General features: G+C 75.1%; 20 protein-coding genes and 1 riboswitch. Of the genes, 4 read left to right on the top strand and 16 right to left on the bottom strand.

Annotated features, from left to right (window positions below; genetic code table 11):
• Window position 1: 1 nt before the first annotated feature.
• The 13 genes from cobA to ACWER9_RS00410 all read right to left on the bottom strand — a co-directional run bounded on the left by cobA (window position 2) and on the right by ACWER9_RS00410 (window position 17,429).
• Window positions 2–1,693, bottom strand: a complete 1,692-nt coding sequence (cobA, locus tag ACWER9_RS00470; protein WP_452299740.1) for a uroporphyrinogen-III C-methyltransferase — start codon at window positions 1,691–1,693, stop codon at window positions 2–4.
• Window positions 1,690–2,286, bottom strand: a complete 597-nt coding sequence (locus ACWER9_RS00465; protein ID WP_452299739.1) for a precorrin-8X methylmutase — start codon at window positions 2,284–2,286, stop codon at window positions 1,690–1,692. Before ACWER9_RS00465 ends, cobA begins: the two co-directional genes overlap by 4 nt.
• Complete coding sequence (locus ACWER9_RS00460; protein WP_357350671.1) at window positions 2,283–2,480, bottom strand: 4Fe-4S binding protein; 198 nt, start codon at window positions 2,478–2,480, stop codon at window positions 2,283–2,285. The genes ACWER9_RS00465 and ACWER9_RS00460 overlap by 4 nt, the downstream gene beginning before the upstream one ends.
• On the bottom strand, window positions 2,468–4,195 hold the full coding sequence (cobJ, locus tag ACWER9_RS00455) for a precorrin-3B C(17)-methyltransferase (RefSeq protein ID WP_452299738.1): 1,728 nt from the start codon (window positions 4,193–4,195) through the stop codon (window positions 2,468–2,470). The genes ACWER9_RS00460 and cobJ overlap by 13 nt, the downstream gene beginning before the upstream one ends.
• Window positions 4,192–5,472: a precorrin-6y C5,15-methyltransferase (decarboxylating) subunit CbiE gene (cbiE, locus tag ACWER9_RS00450; protein WP_452299737.1), complete on the bottom strand. Its 1,281-nt coding sequence runs from the start codon at window positions 5,470–5,472 to the stop codon at window positions 4,192–4,194. Before cbiE ends, cobJ begins: the two co-directional genes overlap by 4 nt.
• Window positions 5,460–6,611, bottom strand: a complete 1,152-nt coding sequence (locus tag ACWER9_RS00445; protein ID WP_452299736.1) for a cobalt-precorrin-5B (C(1))-methyltransferase — start codon at window positions 6,609–6,611, stop codon at window positions 5,460–5,462. The genes cbiE and ACWER9_RS00445 overlap by 13 nt, the downstream gene beginning before the upstream one ends.
• Entirely contained in the window at window positions 6,608–7,453 is an 846-nt protein-coding gene (gene cobM / locus ACWER9_RS00440; protein ID WP_452299735.1) for a precorrin-4 C(11)-methyltransferase, read from the bottom strand. Before cobM ends, ACWER9_RS00445 begins: the two co-directional genes overlap by 4 nt.
• Complete coding sequence (cobI, locus tag ACWER9_RS00435; RefSeq protein ID WP_452299734.1) at window positions 7,450–8,223, bottom strand: precorrin-2 C(20)-methyltransferase; 774 nt, start codon at window positions 8,221–8,223, stop codon at window positions 7,450–7,452. The genes cobM and cobI overlap by 4 nt, the downstream gene beginning before the upstream one ends.
• Entirely contained in the window at window positions 8,220–9,572 is a 1,353-nt protein-coding gene (locus ACWER9_RS00430) for a cobyrinate a,c-diamide synthase (RefSeq protein WP_452299733.1), read from the bottom strand. The genes cobI and ACWER9_RS00430 overlap by 4 nt, the downstream gene beginning before the upstream one ends.
• Entirely contained in the window at window positions 9,569–10,180 is a 612-nt protein-coding gene (cobO, locus tag ACWER9_RS00425) for a cob(I)yrinic acid a,c-diamide adenosyltransferase (protein ID WP_452299732.1), read from the bottom strand. Before cobO ends, ACWER9_RS00430 begins: the two co-directional genes overlap by 4 nt.
• 75 nt (window positions 10,181–10,255) lie before the next feature.
• Window positions 10,256–12,505: a VWA domain-containing protein gene (locus ACWER9_RS00420; protein ID WP_452299731.1), complete on the bottom strand. Its 2,250-nt coding sequence runs from the start codon at window positions 12,503–12,505 to the stop codon at window positions 10,256–10,258.
• Complete coding sequence (cobN, locus tag ACWER9_RS00415) at window positions 12,502–16,170, bottom strand: cobaltochelatase subunit CobN (protein ID WP_452299730.1); 3,669 nt, start codon at window positions 16,168–16,170, stop codon at window positions 12,502–12,504. The genes ACWER9_RS00420 and cobN overlap by 4 nt, the downstream gene beginning before the upstream one ends.
• A 266-nt stretch (window positions 16,171–16,436) precedes the next feature.
• Window positions 16,437–16,613: riboswitch (cobalamin riboswitch) on the bottom strand.
• Window positions 16,614–17,093: 480 nt separating this feature from the next.
• Window positions 17,094–17,429: a hypothetical protein gene (locus tag ACWER9_RS00410; RefSeq protein ID WP_452299729.1), complete on the bottom strand. Its 336-nt coding sequence runs from the start codon at window positions 17,427–17,429 to the stop codon at window positions 17,094–17,096.
• Between the two features lie 245 nt (window positions 17,430–17,674).
• Between ACWER9_RS00410 and ACWER9_RS00405 the strand changes: the two genes are divergently transcribed.
• The 3 genes from ACWER9_RS00405 to ACWER9_RS00395 all read left to right on the top strand — a co-directional run bounded on the left by ACWER9_RS00405 (window position 17,675) and on the right by ACWER9_RS00395 (window position 19,416).
• Window positions 17,675–18,130, top strand: a complete 456-nt coding sequence (locus ACWER9_RS00405; protein WP_452299728.1) for an RNA polymerase sigma factor — start codon at window positions 17,675–17,677, stop codon at window positions 18,128–18,130.
• Window positions 18,123–18,842, top strand: a complete 720-nt coding sequence (locus tag ACWER9_RS00400; RefSeq protein ID WP_452299727.1) for a hypothetical protein — start codon at window positions 18,123–18,125, stop codon at window positions 18,840–18,842. Before ACWER9_RS00405 ends, ACWER9_RS00400 begins: the two co-directional genes overlap by 8 nt.
• A 91-nt stretch (window positions 18,843–18,933) precedes the next feature.
• Complete coding sequence (locus tag ACWER9_RS00395) at window positions 18,934–19,416, top strand: hypothetical protein (RefSeq protein ID WP_452299726.1); 483 nt, start codon at window positions 18,934–18,936, stop codon at window positions 19,414–19,416.
• A gap of 23 nt (window positions 19,417–19,439) precedes the next feature.
• Here ACWER9_RS00395 and ACWER9_RS00390 read toward each other — a convergent pair whose 3' ends face one another.
• Together ACWER9_RS00390 and ACWER9_RS00385 are read right to left on the bottom strand one after the other, a co-directional pair.
• Entirely contained in the window at window positions 19,440–20,336 is an 897-nt protein-coding gene (locus ACWER9_RS00390; protein ID WP_452299725.1) for an aldo/keto reductase, read from the bottom strand.
• A 73-nt stretch (window positions 20,337–20,409) separates the two neighbouring features.
• Complete coding sequence (locus ACWER9_RS00385; RefSeq protein WP_452299724.1) at window positions 20,410–21,657, bottom strand: MFS transporter; 1,248 nt, start codon at window positions 21,655–21,657, stop codon at window positions 20,410–20,412.
• 162 nt (window positions 21,658–21,819) lie between these two features.
• Between ACWER9_RS00385 and ACWER9_RS00380 the strand changes: the two genes are divergently transcribed.
• Window positions 21,820–22,809, top strand: coding sequence for a LacI family DNA-binding transcriptional regulator (locus ACWER9_RS00380; protein ID WP_452299723.1), 990 nt, complete (start codon window positions 21,820–21,822; stop codon window positions 22,807–22,809).
• Between the two features lie 90 nt (window positions 22,810–22,899).
• On the opposite strand, the gene ACWER9_RS00375 is transcribed toward ACWER9_RS00380, so the two are convergent.
• Entirely contained in the window at window positions 22,900–24,024 is a 1,125-nt protein-coding gene (locus ACWER9_RS00375) for an FUSC family protein (protein ID WP_452299722.1), read from the bottom strand.
• Window positions 24,025–24,630 lie beyond the last annotated feature (606 nt).

Genomic DNA, 24,630 nt, shown 5'->3' with positions numbered 1-24,630 from the left:
GTCATTCTGTCGGCCCGGTGGCGGTGAGGGCCACCACCGGGCCGAGGACGAAGACGGCGGGCGGGCCGACGCCCTCCCGGGCGGCCACGGCGCCGATCTCGTCCAGCCGGGCGGGCACCGATCGCTGGTGGGGCAGCCCGGCGTCCTGCACGGCGAGCACCTGACTCTCCGGGGCCCGGCCGTGCTCGATCAGCACAGTCGCGATCTTGGCGATGGTGTCGACGGCCATCAGCAGCACGACGGTGCCCCGGGCGCGCGCCAGCGCCGCCCAGTCCACGAGCGAGTCCGGGTGCCCGGGCGGCAGGTGCCCGGACACGACGGTGACGTCGTGGGCCACACCCCGGTGGGTGACCGGCACGCCGGCGAGTGCCGGCGCGGCGAGCGCGCTGCTCACCCCGGGCACCACCGTCACCGGCACACCCGCCGCCACGCACGCCTGCACCTCCTCGTGGCCGCGCCCGAAGACGTACGGGTCGCCGCCCTTGAGCCGGACCACCCGGCGACCAGCCTTCGCGTGCGACACCAGAGCCGCGTTGATCGCCTCCTGGGCCATCGACGGGCCCCGGGGCACCTTCGCGGCGTCGACCACCAGCACGTCCGGGCGCAGCCCGGCGATCAGGCCCTGCGGGGCGAGCCGGTCGACGACCACCACGTCCGCCGCGTCGAGCAACGCCTTCGCGCGTACCGTGATCAGGTCGTCGGGCCCCGGCCCGCCACCGACGACCGCGACCGAACCGTGGTCGTGGTCGTGGTGGTGGTCGTGCCCGTGGTGGTGGTGGTGGCCGACCGGGTCGTCGGGGTGGTCGTGCGGGCGTTGCGGGCGACCGACCTTGTCGGCGAAGCCGGGCATCAGCACCCGGTACGCGCAGGTGTCGCAGTTCATCCGGATGTCGCCGCCGAGCGCCTCGGCGTACCGCTCGCGCACGAGGTCGGCGAGGGCGTCGCAGTCGCCGATCACCTCGGCGACGCGGACGTCCAGGTCGGGGTGGGCGGCGGCGAACTCCGCCGACTGGGCGACGATCCGGTCCGGCAGCACGCCGGCGAACAGGAAGTACGGCGCGACGACGATCCGCCGGGCACCGAGGCGGCGCAGCCGCTCCAGCACGGCCGGCACCGACGGCTGCGCCAGGGAGATGAACCCCGGCTCCACGCCGGCGTAGCCGCGCCCCTCCCAGAGCAGCCGGGCGACCTTGGCGACCTCGGCGTTGGCGTCCGGGTCGGTGGACCCCCGCCCGATCAACGCGACCCACGTGCCGGCCCGGTCGGCACCCGCCGGCTCCGTGCCGGCCCGGTCGGCACCCGCCGGCTCCGTGCCGGCCCGGTCGGCACCCGCCAACGCGGCGTCGATGCGTTCCTCGAGGGCGGTGTGCAGCAACGGGTGCGGGCCGAGCGGGCGGCCGTAGCGGTAGCTCAGCCCGGGGTGGCGCTGCTGCTCCCGGGCCATCGCCGCGGGGATGTCGCCCTTGCCGTGGCCGGCGCCGGTGAGCACCAGCGGCAGCGCCACGAGCGCTCGGTGCCCACGCCCGACGAGCGCGCCGACCGCGTCGGTGAGCGGCGGGCGGGACAGCTCGATGAAGCCGCCCTCGACGTCGCCGGTGTCACCGCGACGGCGGACCCGCTCGACGAGAGCGGCGAACTGGTCGACCCCGGCCGCGCTGCGCGTGCCGTGCCCGACGATGACCAACCCGGTCATGACTTCTCCTCGACGTAGAGCAGGGCGTTGAGGGCGGCGGCGGCGACCGCCGAGCCACCCTTCTCCCCCACGTTGGACACGGCGGGCAGGCCACTGGCCCGAAGCGCCGCCTTCGACTCGGCGGCGCCCACGAAGCCGACCGGCAGGCCGACGACGAGCGCCGGTGCGGCGTCCACCGTGAGCAGTTCGACGAGCGCGGTGGGCGCGCAGCCGACCACCCACACCGCACCGGGACCGACCCGGGTCAGGGCGATCCGCACGGCCGCCGCCGAGCGGGTGATGCCGGCGGAGCGGCCCAGGTCGGCCGCGGCGGGTTCGGCGACCGGGCAGACCAGTTCCCGGCCGGCCCGGGTGATACCGGCGGCGACCATCGCCACGTCGGTGACCACCGGCGCTCCGGCGCGCAGCGCGGCCAGCCCCGACTCCAGGGCGGCCTCGTCGCAGACGAGCTCGTCGACGTACGCGAGGTCGGCGCTGGCGTGCACCACCCGCTCGGTCACCGCTCGGCTCAGCGGCGGCAGGTGCGACAGGTCGACGCGCTCGCGCAGGATGCGGTACGACTCGACCTCGATGGGGTGCACCACCCGGCTCATCGGGCTCCTTCACAGGGGGCGGGCTCGACGACGCGGATCGCGTCGACCGGGCAGATCTCCAGGCACTCCAGGCAGCCGGTGCAGCGGTCGGCGCGGACCGTGAGGCCACCGGCGACCGGCCGGATCGCGTGGGTGGGGCAGGTGAGCAGGCAGGCGCCGCAGCCCTGGCAGGCGTCGATGGTCACGAACGCCACCGGTACCCCCGGGGTGTCACCATCCGGCCGCCGACCAGCCGCGTGTCGCTGTTGCCGACCACCACGACGCTGTACATGTCGACGATGGCCGGGTCGAGCGTGGACAGGGTGGCGAGGTGGACCTGTTCGCCGGGGCGGCTGGCGTTACGCACCACACCCACCGGGGTGTCCGGCGGCCGGTGCGCGGCGAGGATGCCGAGCGCCTTGCCGAGCTGCCAGTCGCGGGCACGGCTGCGCGGGTTGTAGAACAGCGTGACGAAGTCGCCCTCGGCGGCGGCGGTCACCCGCCGCTCGATGACCTCCCACGGGGTGTGCAGATCGGACAGGCTCACGTAGGCGTGGTCGTGGCCGAGCGGAGCGCCGAGCAGCGCCCCGGCCGCGAGGGCGGCGGTGACGCCGGGCACGCCCACCACGTCGATCCGCTCGTCGGCGTACTCCAGGGCGGGGCTGGCCATCGCGTACACCCCGGCGTCGCCGGACCCGACAAGCGCGACCGCCCGGCCGGCGGCGGCCTCGGCGACGGCGGCGCGCGCCCGCGCCTCCTCCGCGCCCAGCGCGCTGGAGAGCACCCGGGTCCCCGGGCGGAGCACGTCGCGGACCTGGTCCAGGTACTGGTCGAGGCCGACCACCACGGCGGCGCGACGCAGTTCGGCCACCGCGCGTGGGGTGCGCAGGTCGGCGGCGCCCGGCCCGAGGCCGACGACGGCGAGCCGACCGCGTGGCGCGTGCCGGGCCACCGCCACGGTGGCCATCGCCGTCGCGGTCTTGCCGACCAGCAGCGCCGCGTCGCCCGTCCGGCCGTCCGGGCCGAGCAGGGCTGCGGCCTCCGCCACGCTCGGCGTGCCGACCGCGGCGCGGACCACCTCGCTGGGGTGCGGCACGTCGACCGCCGCGAGCCGCGTCGCCGGCCAGGTCACCAGGGGTACGCCGAGCACGTCGGCGGTGTCGCGGATGCCCGCCTCGTCGGCCTTGATGTCGGCGCTGGCCAGGCAGCGCAGGCTCGCCGGGTCGACGCCGGCCTCGGCCAGCACCCGGTGCAGCAGCTCCGCCACCTCGGCGGCGGGTACGCCTCGACTCCCGCCCACCCCGGCGACGAGCGACGGGGGCCGCAGCACGGCGGTGCGCTCGTCGAGTGGCACGACCCGGTCGGTGACGAGCAGCCGGTACCCGTCGTCGGTGGTGTCCTCGTCGGCGGCGCGGACGTTCGGGGGCAGAGCGGGCAGCGGCCAGTCGGCGTCGGCGACGAGCCGGACCGGCTGGCCGTCCAGGATGGCCCGGGACACCGCGGCGACCGCGCCCTGGACGGGCCAGCCGAGGGTGTCCAGCCCCGGCAGGTCGACCGCGTCGGTGGCGGTGGTGATCACCGGCCGGGCGTCCAGCAGCGCGGCGACCTGCTCGGCGAGGACGTTGCCTCCGCCGGCGTGCCCACCGAGCAGCGCCACGGCGTGCCGGGCGGCCTCGTCGACGACCACCATCGCCGGGTCGGTGCGTTTGTCGCCCAGCAGCGGCGCGACGATCCGCACCACCGCCCCGGTGGCCAGGAACGCGATCACCGCGTCGCACCCGGCCCAGGCGGCCCGCAGCGCGTCGGCGACGGTCTCCCCCTCGACCAGCCGGGCGTGCGGCCACGCGGCGGCCAGGGTGTCGGCGTGCCGGCGGCCGGCGGCGGTGGCCGTCACCAGACCGATCCGGACGGGCGGGTTCTGGTGTGTCACGGGCGCTCCCCGGTGAGGACGACCACCGGGTTGGTGGCCGCGAGGCGGATCGACCCGCCGGGCAGGTCGGCGAGGCGGGCGGCGGAGAGTTGGCTGCCCTCGACCGTGTAGCCGGCGGCGCGCAGGAGGGCCACGGCCGGTGCGACCCGGTCCAGGGCGGCCAGGGTGAGCACCACCCGTTCGGGTTGGCGGGCCACCACGGCGGCGAGGACGTCGACGCCGCCACCGCCGACGAAGACCGCGTCGGGCTCGGGGAGGTCGGTCAGCGCCGCCGGGGCTCTGCCGGTCACCAGCCGGACGTGCACGGCGTGCGCGGTGGCGTTGGCCCAGATGCTCGCGGCGGCCCCGGGGTCCTGTTCGACGGCGAGCACGGCCGCGCCGAGCAGCGCGCACTCGATGCCCACCGAGCCGCTGCCCGCCCCGACGTCCCAGACCAGTCGACCCAGTCGGGGGCGCAGCCGGGCGACGACGAGGGCGCGCACCTCCGACTTCGTGATCATGGAGTCGCGGTGGGCGTACCGGGTCTCCGGCAGGGCCCAGCCACCGGCCGGCGCGGCGGCGGGCTGGTTGTCGACGCGCATCCCGGCCGTACCCAGGTCGGCCGCGGCGGGCACGGCGTCGGTGAGCGCGGACCCGGCGTCGGCGAGGCTGAGCAGGACGTGCGGGTCCGCCCAGGTCTCGGCGGCGGCCTGCTCGGGGGTCACCGCGCAGACCCGTTCGGCGGCGGTACCGAGGTGCTCGGCGACAAGCAGGCGGCGGGACCAGCCGACCAGGCCGGCGCCCAGCTCGGCCGCGCCGGCGCCGGGCGCGGTGAGCACCGCGACAAGCGGCAGCGCCCGGCAGGCGTTCACCGCGGCTCGGGGGTCGCGCCCGTGCGCGCTCACCACCGCCGCGCCGTCCCAGGGCAGCCCGGCACCGGCGAACGCGGCAGCCACACTCGACACCGCCGGCACCACCCGCAGCGGCAGGCCGGCCGCGCGCAGCCGCCGGACGATGCCGAACAGGCCGGGGTCGCCGCTGGCCAGCACCACGGCCGGCACCCCGGCGTCGACGGCCTCGGCGAGGCGGCGCAGAGCGGGGGCGAGCGGCCCGAGGGTGATGGTGTCCGCGCCGGCCGGTACGGGCACCGCGGCCAGGTGCCGGGCGGCCCCGACCACCAGTCCGGCGGTGGCGAGCACCGGGGCGAGCACGGGGTGCGGCGGCGCGCCGGCCGCGTCCAGGCCCACCACGGTCACACCCACCGGCGTCACCGGCTCGGCCCGGGTCACCGGGACCACCGGCCGGACGAGGCGACGACGTGCGCCCCGGCGAAGTCGACCATCGCCACGTCCACGGTGACCGTCGGCCCGGCGAAGCGCCGCAGCACCGCCTGGACCCGCTGGCAGAGCAGGTCGCCGGCCGGGGCGAGCAGGCCGGCGGCCTCCCACAGCTCGTACGCGTGCCGCCCGGTGTTCGCCTCGGTCACGGCGGCGACCAGCGAACTGTCGCCGCCGGCCTCGGCGGTCACCTCCCCGAGCAGGGAGAGGTCCACCTTGGAGCGGGTGTAGTGCGTCATCAGGATGCCGGCGGCGAGTTTGGCGAGCTTGCCGGCCATGCCGACGAAGACGACGCCTGTCATCTCGTCACCCACGGCAGCGGTCACGGCCGCTCCGGTGAAGTCGCCGACCTCGACGAAGCAGACCTCGGGAAGGTCGGGCAGGAGCGCGCGGGCGGCCCGCTCGGTACGCCCGCCGGTGCAGAGCACCACGGTCCGCTCGCCCTGGGCGGCCATCACGTGCACGGCCTGCACGACGCTTGCCCGCCACGACGCGGTGGAGAAGGGACGGACGATCCCGGTGGTGCCGAGGATCGAGATGCCGCCGAGGATGCCGAGCCGACGGTTGGTGGTCTTGCGGGCCATGATCTCGCCCCGGGGCACGCTGATCACCACCCGGACACCGACCTCGGCGAGGTCGACCACCTCGGCCACCGCCTCGCCGATCATCCGGCGGGGAGTGTCGTTGATGGCCGGGCCGCCGACCGCGAGCCCGAGGCCGGGTTTGGTGACCGTGCCGACGCCGGCGCCGCCGGCGAGCCGCAGGCCGGGGGCGTCGGTCCAGTTCACGGTGGCGGTCAGCTCCGCGCCGTGGGTGACGTCCGGGTCGTCCCCGGCGTCCTTGACCACCACCGCCTCGGCGCGGGCCGGTGGGCTGCCGGTCACCTCGCAGCGTTCGACCGGGAACCGCACCCGCTGCCCGGCGGGCAGGCCGATCTCCACCTCCTGCTGGGAGGTGCCGGTGACAAGCGCGGTGACCGCGGCCTTGGCCGCCGCCGTCGCGCACGCGCCGGTGGTCCAGCCGGTCCGCAGCGCGGTGGGCCGGACCTTCGCGGTACGCGGCAGGTCCGGCTCGCGCAGCGGCGGTTCGGCGTACGTCATGGTGTGTGCCCCGGTGTGGCGGTCCCCCCGGTGCGGGCGCTGGCCTGGCGGCGCAGTTCGGCGCGGGCGGCCGGCTCGGCCCGGCGGAAGGTGTGGAAGTGCCCGGGGTGGTAGAGGTGCGAGCGGGTGCCCTCGGCGGCCAGGGCCGCGCCGACCAGGAAGAGGGTGTGCTTCCACAGCTTGTGCTGCTTGACCGTCGCCTCCAGGGTGCCGACGGTGCAACGCACCACCAGCTCGTCGGGCCAGGTCGCCTGGTACGCCACCACGGCCGGGGTGTCGTCGGCGTAACCGCCGGCCAGCAGCTCGGCCTGCACCTGCCCGGAGCGGGCGGCGGAGAGGAACAGCGCCATGGTGGTGCCGTGTCGGGCGAAGTCGCGGACCCGCTCGCCGGGCGGCATCGGCGTCTTGCCTCCTTCGAGGCGGGTGAGGATCACCGACTGGGCCACCTCGGGGACGGTCAGCTCCCGCCCGATGATCGCCGCGACGGCGGTGAACGACGACACCCCGGGCACGATCTCGACGGCCAGGCCGAGCGCCCGGCACAGGTCCAGTTGCTCCTGCACCGCGCCCCACAGCGCCGGGTCTCCGGAGTGGATCCGGGCCACGGTCAAGCCGTGTTCGGCGGCGCGCTCGTAGAGCGGCAGCACCCCCTCGATGGGCAGCTGTGACGAGTCGATGATCTCCGCGTCGGGGCGGGCGTGGTCGAGCACGTCGGCGTGCACCAGGCTGGCCGCCCAGATCACGATGTCCGCCGCGGCGATGACCCGGGCGGCCCGCAGGGTCAGCAGGTCCGCCGCCCCCGGGCCAGCGCCGACGAACCACACCGTGCCGTCGCTTGTCACAGTTTTCCTCCTCGGTGCTCGCGGCGGGCCGGAACCAGCAGCGTCGACAGGTACGGCAGGTCGTGGTCGGTGTCGTCGACCGGCCCGACGCGTTCGCCGGGCAGCCCGAGGCCGCGTCCGAGGACCGCGTCGGCGAGCCGGCCCTGCCGGCGCAGCTCGGCGAGCAGCTCCGGGTGCCGTCGCCAGCCCTTGTAGACGACCACGGTGCCCGGCCCGGCGAGGGCGTCGGCGAAGAGCGCCAGGCCCGCCGTGGCCGGCAGCAGGGTCAACGGCTCGCGCCCCTCGCAGAGCGGGGTGCCGCTGCGCGACGCCAGCTCCTGCATGGCGGTGACACCTGGCACTGTCGCCACCCGCACCGCCGGGCGTAGCGCGCGGACGCTCTGCGCCAGGTAGCCGAAGGTGGAGTAGACGTTGGGGTCGCCGATGGTGGCGAACGCGAGGGACCGCGCGCCCGCGTCGACCGCCTCGACCACCACCCGGGCGGCGTCGTCCCAGGCCGCCGCCCGGCGGGCGGTCACCCCGCCCCGGTCGTCGAGCGCGAACGGCAGCCGGCGCAGCCGGTCCGCCGCGACGTGCTCCCGTACCGTCGCCTCGGCCCGCCCGGCGTCCGCACCCGGCGGCGTCGGCCCGGCGGTCGCGGTGGCCTCGACCCGGTCCGCCATCACGGGTACGAAGACCACGTCGGCTTCGCGCAGGACACGCACCGCCTTGACCGTGAGCAGCTCCGGGTCACCGGGGCCGACGCCGACCCCGGTGAGCGTGGCGGTCATCGGCACGCCTCGACCAGCCGGCGGGCCGCGCGCGGGTGACCGGCCCAGTGGGTGTGCAGGTAGGACGCGTGCACCCGGCCGGCGACGAAGCCGTGCGCGGTGTCGTCCCAGCGCCAGGCCGGCGCGTCGCCGTGCCCCGGGTCGGTGGTGGTGCGGTGGAACTCGTGGCCGCGTACCGGCTCGCCGGCCCGTGCCACCGGGGAGTCGGTGACGGCCAGGGCCTCCCGGTAGCCGAGGGTGAGGCGGTCGGTCATCCGGGCGGTCAGGTCCAGCCGGCCGCACATCGGCACCCCGTCCAGGGACCGCCCGAGGTAGAGCAGCCCGGCGCACTCGGCCACCATCGGCCCGTCGAAGTCGGCCAGCTCGGCGCGGAGCGCGGTGTTGTCGGCAAGCGCCTGGGCGTACGCCTCGGGGAAGCCGCCGCCGATCACCACCGCCCGGGTGCCGGTGGGCAGCGCCGGGTCGCGCAGCGGGTCGACGGTGACGACGTCCGCGCCGGCCGCGGCGAGCAGTTCGGCGGTCTCCGCGTACGAGAAGGTGAAGGCCGGACCACCGGCGAGCGCGACCCGTGGTCGCTCGACGCCGGCCGGCCCACCGACGGCCTCGACCGGGTCCCACGCCGGGGCGGTCAGTGGCGGGGCGGTCCGGGCCAGGTCCAGCACCGCGTCCAGGTCCACCGTGGCCTCGACCAGCTCGGCGAGCGCGGTGACGATCGCGACGGATTCGGGCGCCCGCTCGGCGACCGGCACCAACCCGAGGTGCCGGGCCGGCGCGGCCACCTCGGCGGCGCGGGTGACCGCCCCGAGCACCGGTACGCCCACCTCGGCGAGGGCGTCGCGCAGCAGCGTCTCGTGCCGGGGTGAGCCAACCCGGTTGAGGATCACCCCGCCGATACGTACCGCCGGGTCGAACGCGGCCATGCCGAGGGTGAGCGCGGCGGCCGAGCGGCCCTGCGCGGTGGTGTCGAGCACCAGCAGCACCGGTGCCTCGATCAGCCGGGCGACGTGCGCGGTGGAGGCGTAGTCGCGGCGGCCCACCGCGCCGTCGTGCAGGCCCATGACGCCCTCGACCACCGCGATGTCGGCGGGCGTGGGAACGCTCGCCCCGTGGCGCAGCAGGGGGGCGATCCGCTCGGCCCCGACCAGGAACGGGTCGAGGTTGCGGCCCGCCCGCCCGGCGGCGAGGGCGTGGTAGCCGGGGTCGATGTAGTCGGGGCCGACCTTGTGCGGACTGACCGTCAGGCCCCGACGCCGCAGCGCGGCGAGTAGGCCGGTAGCCACCGTCGTCTTGCCGTGGCCACTCGCCGGGGCGGCGACCACCACCCGGGGCAGCACCAGATCCGTGCTCACCACTCGATGCCCTTCTGGCCCTTCTGGCCGGCGTCCATCGGGTGCTTGACCTTGGTCAGCTCGGCGACCAGGTCGGCGGCGGCGACCAGACGTGGGTCGGCGTCCCGGCCGGTGATCACGACGTGCTGGAAGCCGGGCCGGTCGGCGAGCGTGGCGACCACCTCGTCCACGTCCACCCACCCCCACTTCATCGGGTAGGTGAACTCGTCGAGCACGTACAGCCCGTAGCGCTCGGTGGCCAGGTCGCGCTGGATCTGCCGCCAGCCCTCCAGGGCGTCGGCGGCGTGGTCGGCGTCGCCGCCGCGCTGGATCCAGGACCAGCCCTCGCCCATCTTGTGCCAGGCCACCGGCGCTCCCTGGCCGGTGCGCTCGTGCACCTCACCGAGCGCCCGGAAGGCGTTCTCCTCCCCCACCCGCCACTTGGCGCTCTTGACGAACTGGAACACCCCGACCGGCAGGCCGGCCGTCCAGGCCCGCAACGCCAGACCGAAGGCCGCCGTCGACTTCCCCTTCATCTGTCCGGTGTGGACCATCAGCAGCGGCCGGTGCCGCCGCTGCCGGGTTGTCAACCCGTCAGCGGGCACCGAACTCGGTTGTCCCTGTGGCATCAGCCCGTCCCCCGTCCCGCGATCGCCGCTTGCGCGATCTTGCAGTTTCTGTTGGTCATATGCGTTCTTGGTCCGTTATGCCGCGACCGGAACTGCACGATCGCGGGGGTGGGGGTGGGTGAGGGACTCCAGGGGGGTTCTTGGGGCGTTGAGCTGGGCGGCTAGGCGGGTGGCCAGGTTGAGGCGGACTGGACCCGTCTCGCAGTCGACGACGACGCACGCGGCGCCGCTGGCCGCCAGGACCGCTGCCGCCGCCGCCGCTCGGTCGAGCGGGCGGGTGCCCGCCGTGGCTCTCCCGTCGGTGACGACGAGGACCAGGGGGCGGCGCTTCGGGTCACGCAGGCGCTCCACCCGCAACAGGTCCGCGGCGGCGAGCAGTCCCTCGGCCAGCGGCGTACGGCCACCGGTGGGCAACTCGGCCAGCCGGGTCGAGGCGGCCAACACCGACGACGTCGCCGGTAGCAGGGTCCGGGCGCCGGCACCCCGGAACGCGACCACCGCGACCTTGTCCCGCCGCTGGTAGGCGTCGGTGAGCAGGGCAAGCACCGCGTCCTTCACCGTGGCCATCCGCTGCCGGGCGCCCATCGAGCCGCTCGCGTCCACCACGAAGAGCACCAGGTTGCCCTCGCGCCCCTCCCGGACCGCCTCGCGCAGGTCGTCGCGGCGCAGGAGCAGCGGACCGGTGAGCCGACCCCGGGCCGCCTGGTGCGGCGCGGCGGCACGGATCGTGGCCGGCAGGTGCAGCGCACCGACCCGACCCGCCGGCACCCGGGCGCCGGTGGTGCGGCCCCGCCCGGTGCGGGCCCGCGACCGACGGCCCGGCACCCCGTCACCCAGGCCGGGCGCGGTGAGCACCCGCGCCTTCAACCCACCCCGGGGTACGGCCACCGGCTGGGACTTCCCGACCCGGGTCGGATCGTCGTCACCGGCCGTCGACTCCCGGGCACCGCGCGGACGCCCGTTCTGGCCGTCGGCGCGCCGGTCGTCGGCCGGGCGCTGCGGCCACCCGTCGTCACCCGGGTCGTCCGGCTGGCGCTGTGGCCAGCCGTCCGGGCCGTCGGTGCGACCGTCCGGGCCGGCGCCGTCCCGCGCCGACGGTGCTCCGGTCGGCTCCGGCTCACCCTGGACGGCGTCGTCACCACCGGGGAGACCGCTGCCGCCGGCCGGGCCGCCACCGTTCGGGCCGCCCGCACCGGCCGGGCCGCCTCCTTGCGGGCCGCCGCTGCCGGGGCCGCCGCTGCCGGGGCCACTGTCGTCGGGGCCACTGTCGTGCGGGCCGGCGTCGTCCGGGTCGTCGGGGTGGGCGTCCTGGGCGCGCTGCAACGCCTCGTCGAGGCGCTTCTCGTCCAGCCCCGGGGTGTCGAACGGGTCACGGCGGCGGCGGTGCGGCAGGGCCAGCCGGGCGGCCACCCGGACGTCGTCGAGGGTCACCCGGTCCCGGCCGAGCCAGGCGGCGTGGGCGAGGGCGGTGCGGGCGGTGACGATGTCGGCGCGCATCCCGTCCACGTCGAACGCCGCGCACACCTCGGCGATCTGCCGCAACGCGGCGTCCGGGAGCCGTACCCCGGGAAGCCGGTGACGGGCGGCCGCCACCTGGGCGGCGATCTGGGCGTCGGCATCCGCCCAGCGGGCGGCGAAGCCGACCGGGTCGGCGTCGGCGGCGAGCCGGCGGCGGACCACCTCGACCCGGATCTCCGGGTCCCGGCTGGCGGTCACCTCGACGGTGAGCCCGAACCGGTCGAGCAGCTGCGGGCGCAGCTCCCCCTCCTCCGGGTTCATCGTGCCGACGAGCAGGAACCGGGCCGCGTGGCTGACCGAGACACCCTCCCGCTCGACGTGGCTGCGACCCATCGCCGCCGCGTCGAGCAGCAGGTCGACGAGGTGGTCGTGCAGCAGGTTCACCTCGTCGACGTAGAGCACACCCCGGTGCGCGGCGGCGAGCAGGCCCGGCTCGAAGGCGCGTACCCCCGCACCGATCGCCTTCTCCAGGTCCAGCGCACCGACCACCCGGTCCTCGGCGGCACCGACCGGCAGCTCGACGAGGCGCGCCGGGTGGGTCTCGGTGGCGGCGTCGGCCGGGTGCGGACCGTCCGGGCAGGCCGGGTCGGGCTCGGCCGGGTCGCAGCCGAACCGGCAGCCGCCAACCCGGCGCACCGGCGGCAGCAGCGCGGCGAGGGCCCGGACCGCGGTGGACTTGGCGGTCCCCTTCTCGCCGCGCACGAGGACCCCGCCGATCGCCGGGGACACCGCGTTGAGCAGCAACGCCAACCGCATGTCGTCCATGCCGAGCACCGCACTGAACGGGTAGGTGGAAGTCGTACTCATGCCCGGTCCTCCAGGTCGCCCTCGCTGGCCAGGTACGTGTCGCGCAGCCGGTCCAGGGTGGCCGGCTCGGGTTTGGCCCACAGCCCCCGGTCGGCGGCCTCCAACAGCCGCTCGGTGATGCCGCGCAGCGCCCACGGGTTGGACTGCTCCAGGAACTCCCGGGTGGTGTCGTCGAAGAGGTACGCGGCGGCCAGGTGCTCGTACATCCAGTCGTCGACCACACCTGCGGTGGCGTCGTAGCCGAACAGGTAGTCCACTGTGGCCGCCAGCTCGAACGCGCCCTTGTAGCCGTGCCGGCGCATCGCGGCGATCCACTTCGGGTTGACCACCCGCGCCCGGAACACCCGCCGGGTCTCCTCGCCAAGCGTGCGGGTACGCACGTCGTGCGGCATCGCCGAGTCACCCACGTACGCCGCAGGTGACGTGCCGGTGAGGTGCCGGACCATGGCCACCATCCCGCCGTGGTACTGGAAGTAGTCGTCGGAGTCGACGATGTCGTGCTCGCGGGTGTCCTGGTTCTTCACCGCCACCGCGATCCGGGCGAACGAGCGCTCCATATCGGCGCGCGCCTCCCGACCGTCCAGGCCCCGGCCGTACGCGTAGCCGCCCCACACCGCGTACACCTCGGCCAGGTCGGCGTCGCTGCGCCAGGTCCGGGCGTCGATCAGGGGCAGCAGCCCCGCGCCGTACGCCCCGGGCTTGGAGCCGAAGATCCGGGCGGTGGCCCGCCGCTCGTCGCCGTGCTCGGCCAGGTCGGCGGTCACGTGCGCCCGCAGGTAGTTCTCCTCGTCCGGCTCGTCCAGGGCGGCGACCCGCCGGACGGCGTCGTCGAGGAGCGCCACCACGTGCGGGAACGCGTCACGGAAGAAGCCGGAGATACGCACCGTGACGTCGACGCGGGGCCGACCCAGCTCGGCGGTCGGCACCACCTCGACGCCGGTGACCCGCCGGGACCTGTCGTCCCAGACCGGCCGGCAGCCCAGCAGCGCGAGCACCTCGGCGATGTCGTCGCCCTGGGTGCGCATGGCGCTGGTGCCCCACACGGTCAACCCCACCGAGCGGGGGTACGACCCGGTGTCGGCGAGGTGCCGGGCCAGCAGCGAGTCGGCGAGGGCCACCCCGACGTCCCAGGCGTTGCGGCTGGGGATGGCCTTCGGGTCGACGGAGTAGAAGTTGCGGCCGGTGGGCAGCACGTTGACAAGGCCCCGGGTGGGTGAGCCGGACGGGCCGGGCGGCACGAACCTCCCGTCCAGCGCCCCGAGGGTGTTGGTCAGCTCGTCGGTGGTCCGGTCCAGGCGGGGCACCAACTCGGTGGCGGCGAAGTGCAGCACCGCGGCGACGTCCGGGATCTGCCTGCCGGTCACCTCGGTCACCACGGCGTCGACCGCGTCCACCGCCCAGTCGAGGGTCTCCATGCCCAGGACCAGCCGCCGCGCGAGGGCCTCGATGAGGTCGATCGCGTCGGCGGCGGTGCCGGCCGGGCCGTCCGCCACGTCGGTAAGCGCCGGGGGCAGCGCCAGTCGCTGTCCGGGCGCCGCGAGCAGCTCCCGCTCGTCGAGGGAGTACGCGGCGGCGAGGGCCTGCCGCAGGCCGGGCAGGGCCTGGGCGCCGCCCCAGATCTGCGGGGCGCGCAGCACCGCGAGGACGAGGTTGACCCGCGGCTCGCCGGTGGGCGCGTCGGCGAGGATGTGCAGCCCGTCGCGGATCTGCACGTCCTTGACCTCGCACAGGTACCCGTCGAGGTGCAGCACGAAGTCGTCGAAGTCGTCCGCGTCGGGCATCGCCTCGGCGTGCAGGTCGTGGTGCAGCTCGGCGGCACGCACCAGGTCCCAGATCTGGGCCCGTACGGTGGGCACCTTGGCCGGGTCGAGGGCCTGCACGGTCGCGTACTCGTCGAGCAGTTGCTCCAGTTTGGCCAGGTCGCCGTAGGTCTCGGCGCGGGCCATCGGCGGCACCAGGTGGTCGACGACCACGGCGTGCGCCCGCCGCTTGGCCTGGGTGCCCTCGCCCGGGTCGTTGACGATGAACGGGTAGACCAGCGGCAGGTCGCCGAGGACCGTGTCGGGCGCGCAGTCGGCGGCCAGACCGAGACCCTTGCCGGGCAACCACTCCAGGGTGCCGTGCTTGCCCAGGTGCACCACGGCGTCCGCACCGAAGCCGCCGTCCGCGGCCGGCGTGGACAGCCAGTGGTACGCGGCCAGGTAGTGGTGACTCGGCGGCAGGTCCGGGTCGTGGTAGATGGCGATCGGGTTCTCCCCGAAGCCGCGTGGCGGCTGGATCAGCAGCACCACGTTGCCGAAGCGCAGCCCGGCGAGCACGATGTCGCCGCCCTCGGTGTACAGCTCGCCGGGCGGCTCACCCCAGTGCTCCCGCATCCGCTCACGCAGCTCGACCGGGACCTGGTCGAACCACCGCCGGTACGTGTCCCCCGGTATCCGGGCCTCGGCGGCGGCCAACTGCTCCGGGGTGAGCCACTCCACGTCGTGCCCACCGGCGGCGATCAGCGCGTGGATCAGCGCGTCGCCGTCGGCGGGCGGTGGGGCGTCACCCAGGTCGTAGCCGTCCTCGGCCAGCGCGGCGAGCAACCGGACCGCCGAGGCCGGGGTGTCCAGCCCGACGGCGTTGCCGACCCGGGAGTGCTTGGTGGGGTACGAGCTGAGCACCACGGCGACCCGCTTGTCGGGGTTGGGAAGGTACCGCAGCCGGGCGTGGCGCACCGCGATCCCGGCGACCCGGGCGGCCCGCTCGGGGTCGGCGGCGTAGACCGAGAGCCCGTCGGCGTCGATCTGTTTGAACGAGAACGGCACGGTGATGATCCGGCCGTCGAACTCGGGGATGGCCACCTGCATCGCGGCGTCCAACGGGGAGAGTCCGGCGTCGCTGTCGGCCCACTGCTTCCGGGTGCTGGTCAGGCAGAGCGCCTGGATGATCGGCACGTCCAGGGCTGCCAGGGCGCCGACGTCCCAGGCGTCCTCGTCGCCGCCCCCGGAGGCGTCCGCGGCGACCGCGCCGCCCGCCGCGAGCACGGTGACCAGCAACGCGTCACAGCGGGCGAAGAGCCCGAGCGGGCCGGCGCCCGCTGTCAGCCCGCGCAGCGAACCGCAGAAGATCGGCAGCGGGTTGCCGCCGGCCTCGCGGACCGCGTCCGCGAGCACGTCGACGAAGCCGGTGTTACCGGCGAGGGCGTGCGCCCGGTAGAAGACGATTCCCACGGTGGGCCGGTCCGGGGCGGCGGGGTGGTCGCCGTGCACGCCGTACGCCGGGGTGGGCGTGGGCGGGGCGAACCCCTCGCCGGTGAGCAGCACCGTGTCGGAGAGGAACCGGGCCATCTGCCCGAGGTTGTCCGGACCGCCCTCGACCAGGTACGCCAGCGCCTGGGTGACGACCCCGGACGGCACCGTGGAGATGGCCATCAGCTCCGCGTCGGGTAGCGCCTCGCCGCCGAGCACGACCGTCGGTACACCGGTGGCGAGCACCGCGGCGAGGCCGTCCGGCCACGCCTGTCGACCGCCGAGCAGGCGTACGACGACGAGGCTCACCCCGCCGAGCAGGGCGGGAACCTCGTCGGTGGTGACCCGCGCGGGGTTGGCCAACCGGTAGTCGGCGCCGCTGGCGCGGGCGGCCAGCAGGTCGGTGTCGGCGGTGGAGAGCAACAGGATGCGCACGGCAGGCTCCGGGGGGTGACGTCGACGCGTTCGCGGGAGCGAGCCGGCGACGTGGGATGGGCGCGGGGTTCAGCAGGCACCGCGACCCGGGTGGCTCACCGACGGGGGGCCGGCGGCGACGGGTGGCGCGGTGTGGAACTCAGCGGTGAACGGCGCGGGAGCGTGCGGATGCCGGCGCGGCGGGGTGTCCGCCGCGCGGCTCACGACGGTGATCGTCGGTGATAGAGACGCCATGCGTCATCGGGTCCTCCTCGGGTGTCCACGCCCTGGGGTACGTCCCGACGGCCGAAGTATCCTGGCTTCCGGATCGACGCTCTCCCCCGGCCTTCCAGCCGCAGACACACGGCCGTGACTCACGAGGGGGGATCGCTCCCCGGTGACAGTGGCGGGACCGCGTCGGAATCGCACCGACTTCCTTCACTGCCGTCAGGCCGCGAATGCTGCCACACCCCTACGCTGCCGGTCAACGCCGGTCCGGCCCCGCCGGGCGGACCCCACCCATCGAGGTTCGGCGATTGGTGCGGGGATTGCTCCGCGCGGCGGCATGCCCCCCGACCGATGCCCGCCGTCCTTTGCTCTGCTGCCCTGTGCGCACCAGGCACGGAGGGTCACCGGCGCTCACCGGGCAGCAGAGCAAAGGACGTCCGAACGAGCTCTGACCTGCGCCGACCGCCCCGGCCGGGCGGTGCCGGTCGACCCTCCGGACGCAGGCCGGCGAACGCCACACCAGCGCCCGCTGTCGATCTCGGTGGTCGATCACCGTGCCCGTCCCCCGGTTCGACCTGCCGGGCCAGTGGCTGGCGCGGTCCCGGTGGTCCCGACGCCGAGGTCGACTCAGGCCGCGCTCGCCGTCGTGGTCGACGAGCGCGGCAGTGTGATGATCGACGCTGGGCGGAGCCCCGCGCACACCCCTCGGAGCGGGCTCAGCGGGCGTGGCGTTCCGGGTGGGCGCGGTTCCACGCCCGCATCCGCTCCGGGTAGCCGGTGCGGCCCGCCTCGTACAACGGCACCGCGTGCTTGCGGGCGATGGCCCCGGCGGCGCGGGGCGTTCCGGTGCGCCGGCGGATCCACTCACCGTCGTGGGCGATCGCCACCACCGTGGTGTCCGTCGCGGTGGTCTCCGGTTCCAGGTAGAACTCCACGCCCCGCCGACTGGCGACGAACGCCTCCAGCGCCGCGAGGTCCTCGCGGGTCGCCTCCCGGTCCAGCTTCGTCGGGGTCGCCTCGGCACCCCGTGACCGGCGACTGAACCAGCTCATGACCAGCCCCTCTCCTCGACACCTCCCAGTGCACCACCACATCCTGGCAATACGCTGCACGGCGGGTGGGAGCAACCTGATCCGCGCCGGGTGGAACCCGCGACGCGTGGGCGGTGTCATGAGTGTGATCCGAACGGAGGCCTCCCCTGGACGACGACACTCTCGTCACCCGCGCTCGGGCCGGTGACCTGGAGGCGTACGACCTCCTGGTCGCCCGGCACACCGCGTCCGCGTACCGGACGGCGGTGCTGCTCGGTGCGGGTTCGGACTCCGAGGACGTCACGCAGGAGGCGTTCGTGAAGGCGTACCGCAAGCTGTCCCGTTACCGGGGCGAGTCGTCCTTCCGCTCGTGGCTGCTCGCGATCGTCGCCAACGAGACCCGCAACCTGCACCGGTCCCGGGGCCGGCGCGACGGGCTCGTCCTGCGGGCGGCGTCGGCCGACCCGACGCCCGAGATCGCCGAGGACGGGGCGGTGGACGCGGTCCTCGCCGGGGAGCGCCGGGAGACGCTTGTCAACGCCCTGCGGCAACTACCGGTACGGGACCGCGAGGTGATCGTCTGCCGGTTCTTCCTCGATCTCAGCGAGGAGGAGACGGTGGCGGCACTGGGGTGGCCCCGGGGCACGGTGAAGTCGCGGACCTCCCGGGCGCTTACGAAACTTCGTGGCCTGCTCGACCGGGAGGAGGCGCGGCATGGGTGACCTCGACCGGGAACTGCGTGAGCTGTCCGCCTGGCTGGAGACACCCGAGCCGCCCGACGTGAGCGCTGCTGTCCGCGTACGCCTGGGCACGCCCGCGCCCCGGCGGCGCCGGTGGCGTTCGCTCGCCGCGGCGGCGCTCGTCGCCCTCCTGGTCGCGGTGGTGCCGCCGGCCCGGGCCGCTGTCGCCGACGTCGTCGCCGGGCTGCTGCGCTTCGCCGGGGTGAGCATCGCCACGTCGTCCGCCCCGACGCAGCCCGGTGGCAGCGCGTCGCCGCTGCCCGGGCAGCGGACCGTCGCCCTGGACGAGGCACAGCGGGCGGTGCGGTTCCCGATCCGCGTGCCCGCGATGGTGGGCCCGCCCGAGCAGGTGCTGGTCGCCGACCCCGACCCTGCGGGTGTCTGCCGGGTGGCGACGCTGCTCTACGACGGGGGCGCGCTGCGCGTCGACGCGTTCGACGGTCGCCTCAACCTGTCCTTCCACAAGGAGGTCACCCCGCCGGGAGCGGAGTGGGTCCAGGTCGACGGCGACTTCGGTGTCTGGGTCGACGGGCCACACGTGCTGTCGTACGTGGACCGCGCGGGCGAGGTTCGCGAGGAGACCGCCCGACTGGCCGCCTCGACGTTGATCTGGCAGAACGCCGACGTGAGCTACCGGCTCGAAGGCCACGTCGGCAAGGCCGACGCGCTCGAGATCGCCCGCTCACTGCGCTAGGGAACCTCATCGGGTCGAGCGGTGTCGTTGAGATGCGGGTGAGTCGTTGACGCGTACCGGAAGGGGCGAGATGGTTTCCTGGGGCAGGTTGATGCTGGCATCCTCGGTGGTCCTGCTGGCGGGGTGCACGACCACGACCAGCGGCGCGACGCCGACGTCGAATGCGGCAACGGCGAGCGTTCCGGCCGCCTGCGCGGCGCGGGTCGAAACGGGGTCGCTGCCCGACTGGGCGGACGCTGGCTTCAGCGGGGACGCCCGCGTTCCGCACGTCTTCGGCGCGAAGGGTGACATCGTGGCGGTGCTGTTCGCCCACCCGCTCCGGCAGGTCCGGACGGACGGGTCGAACAACAAGATTCTGTGGGTGGCCCGCGCCTTTACGACCTCGCCCGACCCGACCGCACCGGCGACGCTGCAGATCACCGCGAGGCTTGACGGCACCGACACCCGGGTCATCCGGGAGGTTCGCGGCGGCCCCGGTCCGTCGATCATCGACCTGCCGCAGGCCGGTTGCTGGCGGCTCGACCTGCAATGGTCCGGGCATACCGACACGATGGACCTGGTCTACGCCCCGTGACAGCACCCCCGGGGGGTGGGAGGTCAGGTGAGGCGGGTCAGGTCTTCCGGGGTCAGGCGCAGGGCTCCGGCGGCCACGTTCTGCGCCAGGTGGTCGGGGTCCGCGGTGCCGGGAATGGCGAGCACGTGGGGGCCCTGGTGCAGGGTCCAGGCGAGGCGTACCTGCTGCGGGGTGACGCCGTGCGCGCGGGCGACCGCCTCGACGGCCTCGCCGTGCGCGGCGCTCGCGCCCGCCTCCCGCCCGGTGCCGGCGAGAGCGAAGAACGGCACGTAGGCGATGCCCCGCTCCCCGCAGAGCCGGACGAACGCGTCCTGCTCCCGGTAGGCGTCCACCCCGTAGTTGTTCTGCACACAGACCACCGGGGCGATGCCCGCGACCTCGTCCAACTGCTCGGGCCGGACGTTGGAGAGCCCGAGGTGCCGGATCAGCCCGGCGGCCCGCAGGTCGGCGAGCGCGCCGAACCGATCGGTCAGCGGCACCGCGCCCGGCCCCCGGCCGAGGCGCAGGTTGACCACGTCGAGCTGGTCGCGGCCGAGCCGGCGAAGGTTCTCCTCCACCTGCGCGCGCAACCCCGCCGGGGTGAGCGCCTCGGTGAAGCCCTCTTCCGGGTCGTACCCGAAGCCGACCTTGGTGGCGATCACCAGGTCGTCCGGGTACGGGGCGAGCGCCGCGCGGATCAGCTCGGTGGCGTAGCGGGCCGGGCCGGTGCCGACACGCAGGGTGCCACCGGGCGAGACGTAGAACGCGGCCGTGTCGATGTGGTCGACGCCCAGCTCCACGGCGCGGCGCAGCAGGGCGACGGCCCGGTCCGGGTCGGGGTGCGCGGTGATCCGCATGGAGCCGAAGCCCATCCGGCGCACGGTGCGGTCGCCAAGGGTCCAGATGCCCGCCGCGGCGGCGGTGATCTCGTCGGTCGGCATCGGACGACCGTAGCCAGCACGGATGCGTGGCGCAGTCGGCCACGCACCCGATACCGCTCGGCGGTGCCGTGGGTTAGTTTTTACCTGCGGACGGAACAGGCGGGCGCAGCACCGGCACCAGCAGCAGGGTCGGCAGCAGCAGCACCGGCACCACCAGCAGGGCGCGCAGGGTGCCGACCTCGTCGCCGATCAGCCCCAGCAACGGCGGGCCACCGAGGAAAGCGGTGTAGCCGATCACCGCGACCACGCTCACCCGCACCGCCGCGTGCGCCTCGTCGTCGGCCGCCGCGCTCATGCCGACAGGGAAGCCCAGCGACGCGCCGAGGCCCCACAGCGCGACACCGACGACGGCCACCGGCCCGGAGCCCGCGAGCACGGCCAGGCCGGCGCCGAGCACGGCCAGCCCGATGGTGCCGCTGAGCACCGGCACCCGACCCCACCGGTCCAGCGCGATGGTGCCCACGGTGCGCCCGACGGTCATGCCCACCACGAAGACGGCGAAGACCGCAGCGCCGGCGGCCTCGCTCAGGTCCCGTCCGTCGATGAACGCGACCGCCAGCCAGTCGTTGGCGGCGCCCTCGGTGAACGCCGCCACCAGCACGAACAGCCCGATCAGCAGGGTGCGCGGCTCCCGCCAGGCGGCGAGTTGCGCCCGGCGACGGGCGGCCGGGGTGGCGTCCGCCGGGTCACCGCTGTGATCGCTGCCCACGGGCAGGAACGTCCGGGCGGCGAGCACCGTACCGGTCAACACGACCGCCGCCACCGCGACGAGGTGCGCGCCGACGGACACGTCGAAGCGGGCCGCCCCGGCGCCGAGCGCCGCTCCGGCCACCGAACCGAGGCTCCACCCGGCGTGGAAACGGGGCATGATCGTACGGCCCAGTCGCCGCTCCACCGTCGCGCCCTCGACGTTCATCGCCACGTCGCAGGCGCCGGAGCCGTAGCCGAAGGCGACGAGGCCCGCCGCGACGACGGCGAACGACCCGGTCAGCGTGGCGCCCAGCCCCGCCACGGTCATGCCGACGGCGACCACCCCGGTGGCGAGGGCGACGGTGCGGGCCGCACCGAGACGCTGGGCGAGCAGGCCGGCGGTGGGCATGGCGAGCAGCGCGCCGATGCTCATCGCCAACAGCAGCAGCCCGAGCCGGCCGGCGGAGAGGTCCAACGCCTCCCGGGCCGCCGGAACGCGGGAGAACCAGCTGCCGACGGCCAGCCCGTTGAGGGTGAAGGTGACGGCGACACCGTTGCGGGCGAGCCGCACTCTTCGCAGGGTCGGCGACGCGGTGTCCTGGGCTACGGGTCGACTGGTGGGGGCGCTCACGGGGGTGGGTCCTCTTTCTCGGGGTGATCTCCTGGCACGATCGCACACCTGAGAGCGCTACCACCACAACCGGCAACCGCCCCTTACCGCCGCTGGTCCGGCCGGGGCATGATGTGAGCAGGCGTTTGTCCCGACCGGGCGGGCCCGCCGCAGGAGGCGACGATGACGACAGCGGCACAGCGACCGGCCACCCTCGAGGACGTGGCCCGGGTCGCCGGGGTGTCCCGGTCCACGGCGTCGCGGGTGATCGCCGGCACGGGGTTCGCCTCGCCGGCCGCCCGGCAGCAGGTCACCGCAGCGGTCGACCAGCTCAGCTACGTGCCCAACCCGGCCGCCCGGGCGCTGGTCCGCGGCGGTGGCGTACGCCTGGTCGTGGCCGTCCTGGGCACCAGCGCGGCGGTGCTCGACGACCCGTACGTGCACCAGGTGGTCGGCGCGGCCGCCCGGGTGTGCACGGCCGCCGGGGTCGGGGTGGCGCTGCACTGGCTGCCGTACGGCGACCCGCGCAGCCTCGACCAACTCGACGGCGATCGCAGCGTGTGCGGGGTGATCCTGGTCAACACCACCGAGGAGGTGCTTGCGGCGGTGCCCCGGTCGCTGCGCGGTCGGGTGGTCTCGATCGGCGTCGGCTCGGCGACCGTGCCGTCGTTCGACGTGGACAACGCCGCCGGCTCCGAGGCGGTGCTGCGTCACCTGTACGCCTCGGGTCGCCGCCGGATCGCCATGGTGACCGGCCCCCGGTGGCTGCCGTGCGCGGAACGCCCCGTGCAGACGTACCGCCGGCTCATGGCCGAGGCCGGCCTTCCGGAGCGGATCCTCCCCGGGGACTTCAGGGCGGCGCGCGGCCGGGCGGCGGCCGGCGAGGCGCTGCGCCGTTGGCCGGACATCGACGCGATCTACGCGATCAGCGACGACACCGCGCTCGGGGTGATCGCGGGTCTGCGGGACGCCGGTGCGCGGGTGCCCGGTGACGTGGCGGTGGCCGGCTTCGACGACGTTCCGTTGGCCGCGATGACCGCCCCGGCGTTGACCACGGCGAGCCACCCGGTGGGCCGGATCGCCGTCGCCGCGGCCACCGCCCTGCTGGACGGGCGCCCGGCGGCCCCGGTGACCCTGTTCCCGTCCGCCCTGGTGGCGCGGGCCAGCGCCTGAGTCGACGCTCGGCCGGCCACGCTGACGGTTAACCCCGGTGCGCGATGTCGCCACCACCTGGCTGACCACCTGACCGCGCTTCCGGTCGGGTCAGACGGGCGGGAGGCCCAGGGCTTCGTCGACGCGGGCGAGGACTGCCGCGTCGTCCTCCGGGTTGACGCCCCGCAGCAGGTCGATGGCGGTGGCCCGGACCTGCCCGATGATCATTGCGAGGGGGAGCGTCTGCGTGGAGCCGAAGAGCTGCCCAGCGGCGTGCACCGCGGCCAACGCCGACTCGTCGGCCCGGGTGCCGTGCCGGTCGGCGGTCTCCTCCTGCCCGTTCAGGTCGGCGGCGAGAGCGGCACCGGCCTGACGGACCGCCTCGGCCAGCGACCGCAGGGCGACGCCCAGCTCGGGCGGGACCGGGGTGTGCAGCCGGCTGAGGGTCACACCGGCACGGGCCAGCACCCGGACGTTGCGGACCGCGTAGTCGATCTGCCGGATCGACTCGTCCACCGAGCGCAGCCGACCGAGGTGCCGACGCCGACGGACGTTGAGCCGCAGCGCCTCACCGGCGGCCAGCACCCCGTCGCGCAGCCCGTCCACCCGGGCGTCCATTCCCCGCGCCTGCCGCAGCGCGGCGACCGCCGCCGCCTCGTCCTGGTCGTCAAGCGCGTCGGCGATCCCGCCGAGCAGCCCGGCCAACTCGTCGAAGGTCCGCCGCACCTCGGCGACCAGCGGGGCCAGCGGGTGCCGGGCGTCGACGAGCAGGCTGGCCGCGAGCGCGACCGCGCCACCGACGAGCGCGTCGACGAAGCGGAACGGCACCAACGACCCGTCCGGTGGTGCGACCACCACGAGGTAGAGCGCGGAGACCGCCGCCTGCACCAGGGTCACGCCGGTGGCGCCGAACGCCACCGCGAGGAGGACGGTGAGCAGGATGACGGTGAAGACCGTCCAGGTGCTGCCCGGGCCGAGCGCCTGCACCACCAGATCCGCGACGAGCACCCCGGCGGCGACCCCGAGGACGACCTCGACGGCCCGGCGGATGCGCTGCCCCCGGGCCTGACCGAGGACGATCAGCGCGGCGGCGGGCGCGAAGAAGGGCTGCGGGTGCCCGAGCAGCCGGGTGGCCAGCAGCCAGGCCACTGTCGCCGCGACTGTCGCTTCCAGCACCGGCCGCCAGCCGTGCCGCAGCCGCCCGCCGGCCGTCCGCAGGCCGCTGAACCGCACCATCGCCCAACCTCTCCGACCCACCGTCAGCTCACGGTGACGCATGGTGAAACAGCGACCCCGAGCACGTCGTCCACTCCCCCTTTGGAGCTGATGCCGTCAACGAATCAGGCTCGATGTCCAGAACCCCGTCCGACTCGATGTCGTGAACGACTCAGCTCCAAAGGGCCGCTCCAGGGCATCACACCGGCGGCGCACAGGATCCTGACGCGATCGTCCCCCACCACGCGTCGGACCTGATCACCGGGCTGCGGGCAGGGCGCCGGCCAGGCCATCGAGGACGCGGTGGTGCTCGGCGCGGTCTGCGCCGGCGGCGCCAGGGAGGCGCCCGCCCGGTCGCCTTCGCGATGCGGACCATCGCGTTGCGGCTCACCCCGGGCCGGCTGGCCCTGCGCAGCATGGCCCGCTACGCGGACTGGCGACCGCCGGCGGGCTGAGTCGTCCGGCCAGCCTACGGTCGACGGGGAAACCGCCGTCGCCACAAAGCTCCAGAATAGTCATTCGGGTCGTTGTCGAAGCTAATCAAAGGCGACAGCGCGCCGGTACAATCGGCGACTTCGTTGTGACCGATCGCTGACTGCTGATGATGAAAGCGATCACACACACTGA

It is taken from the genome of Micromonospora sp. NPDC003944, assembly GCF_053605225.1.
This window is presented reverse-complemented; position numbering and strand designations above follow the sequence as displayed.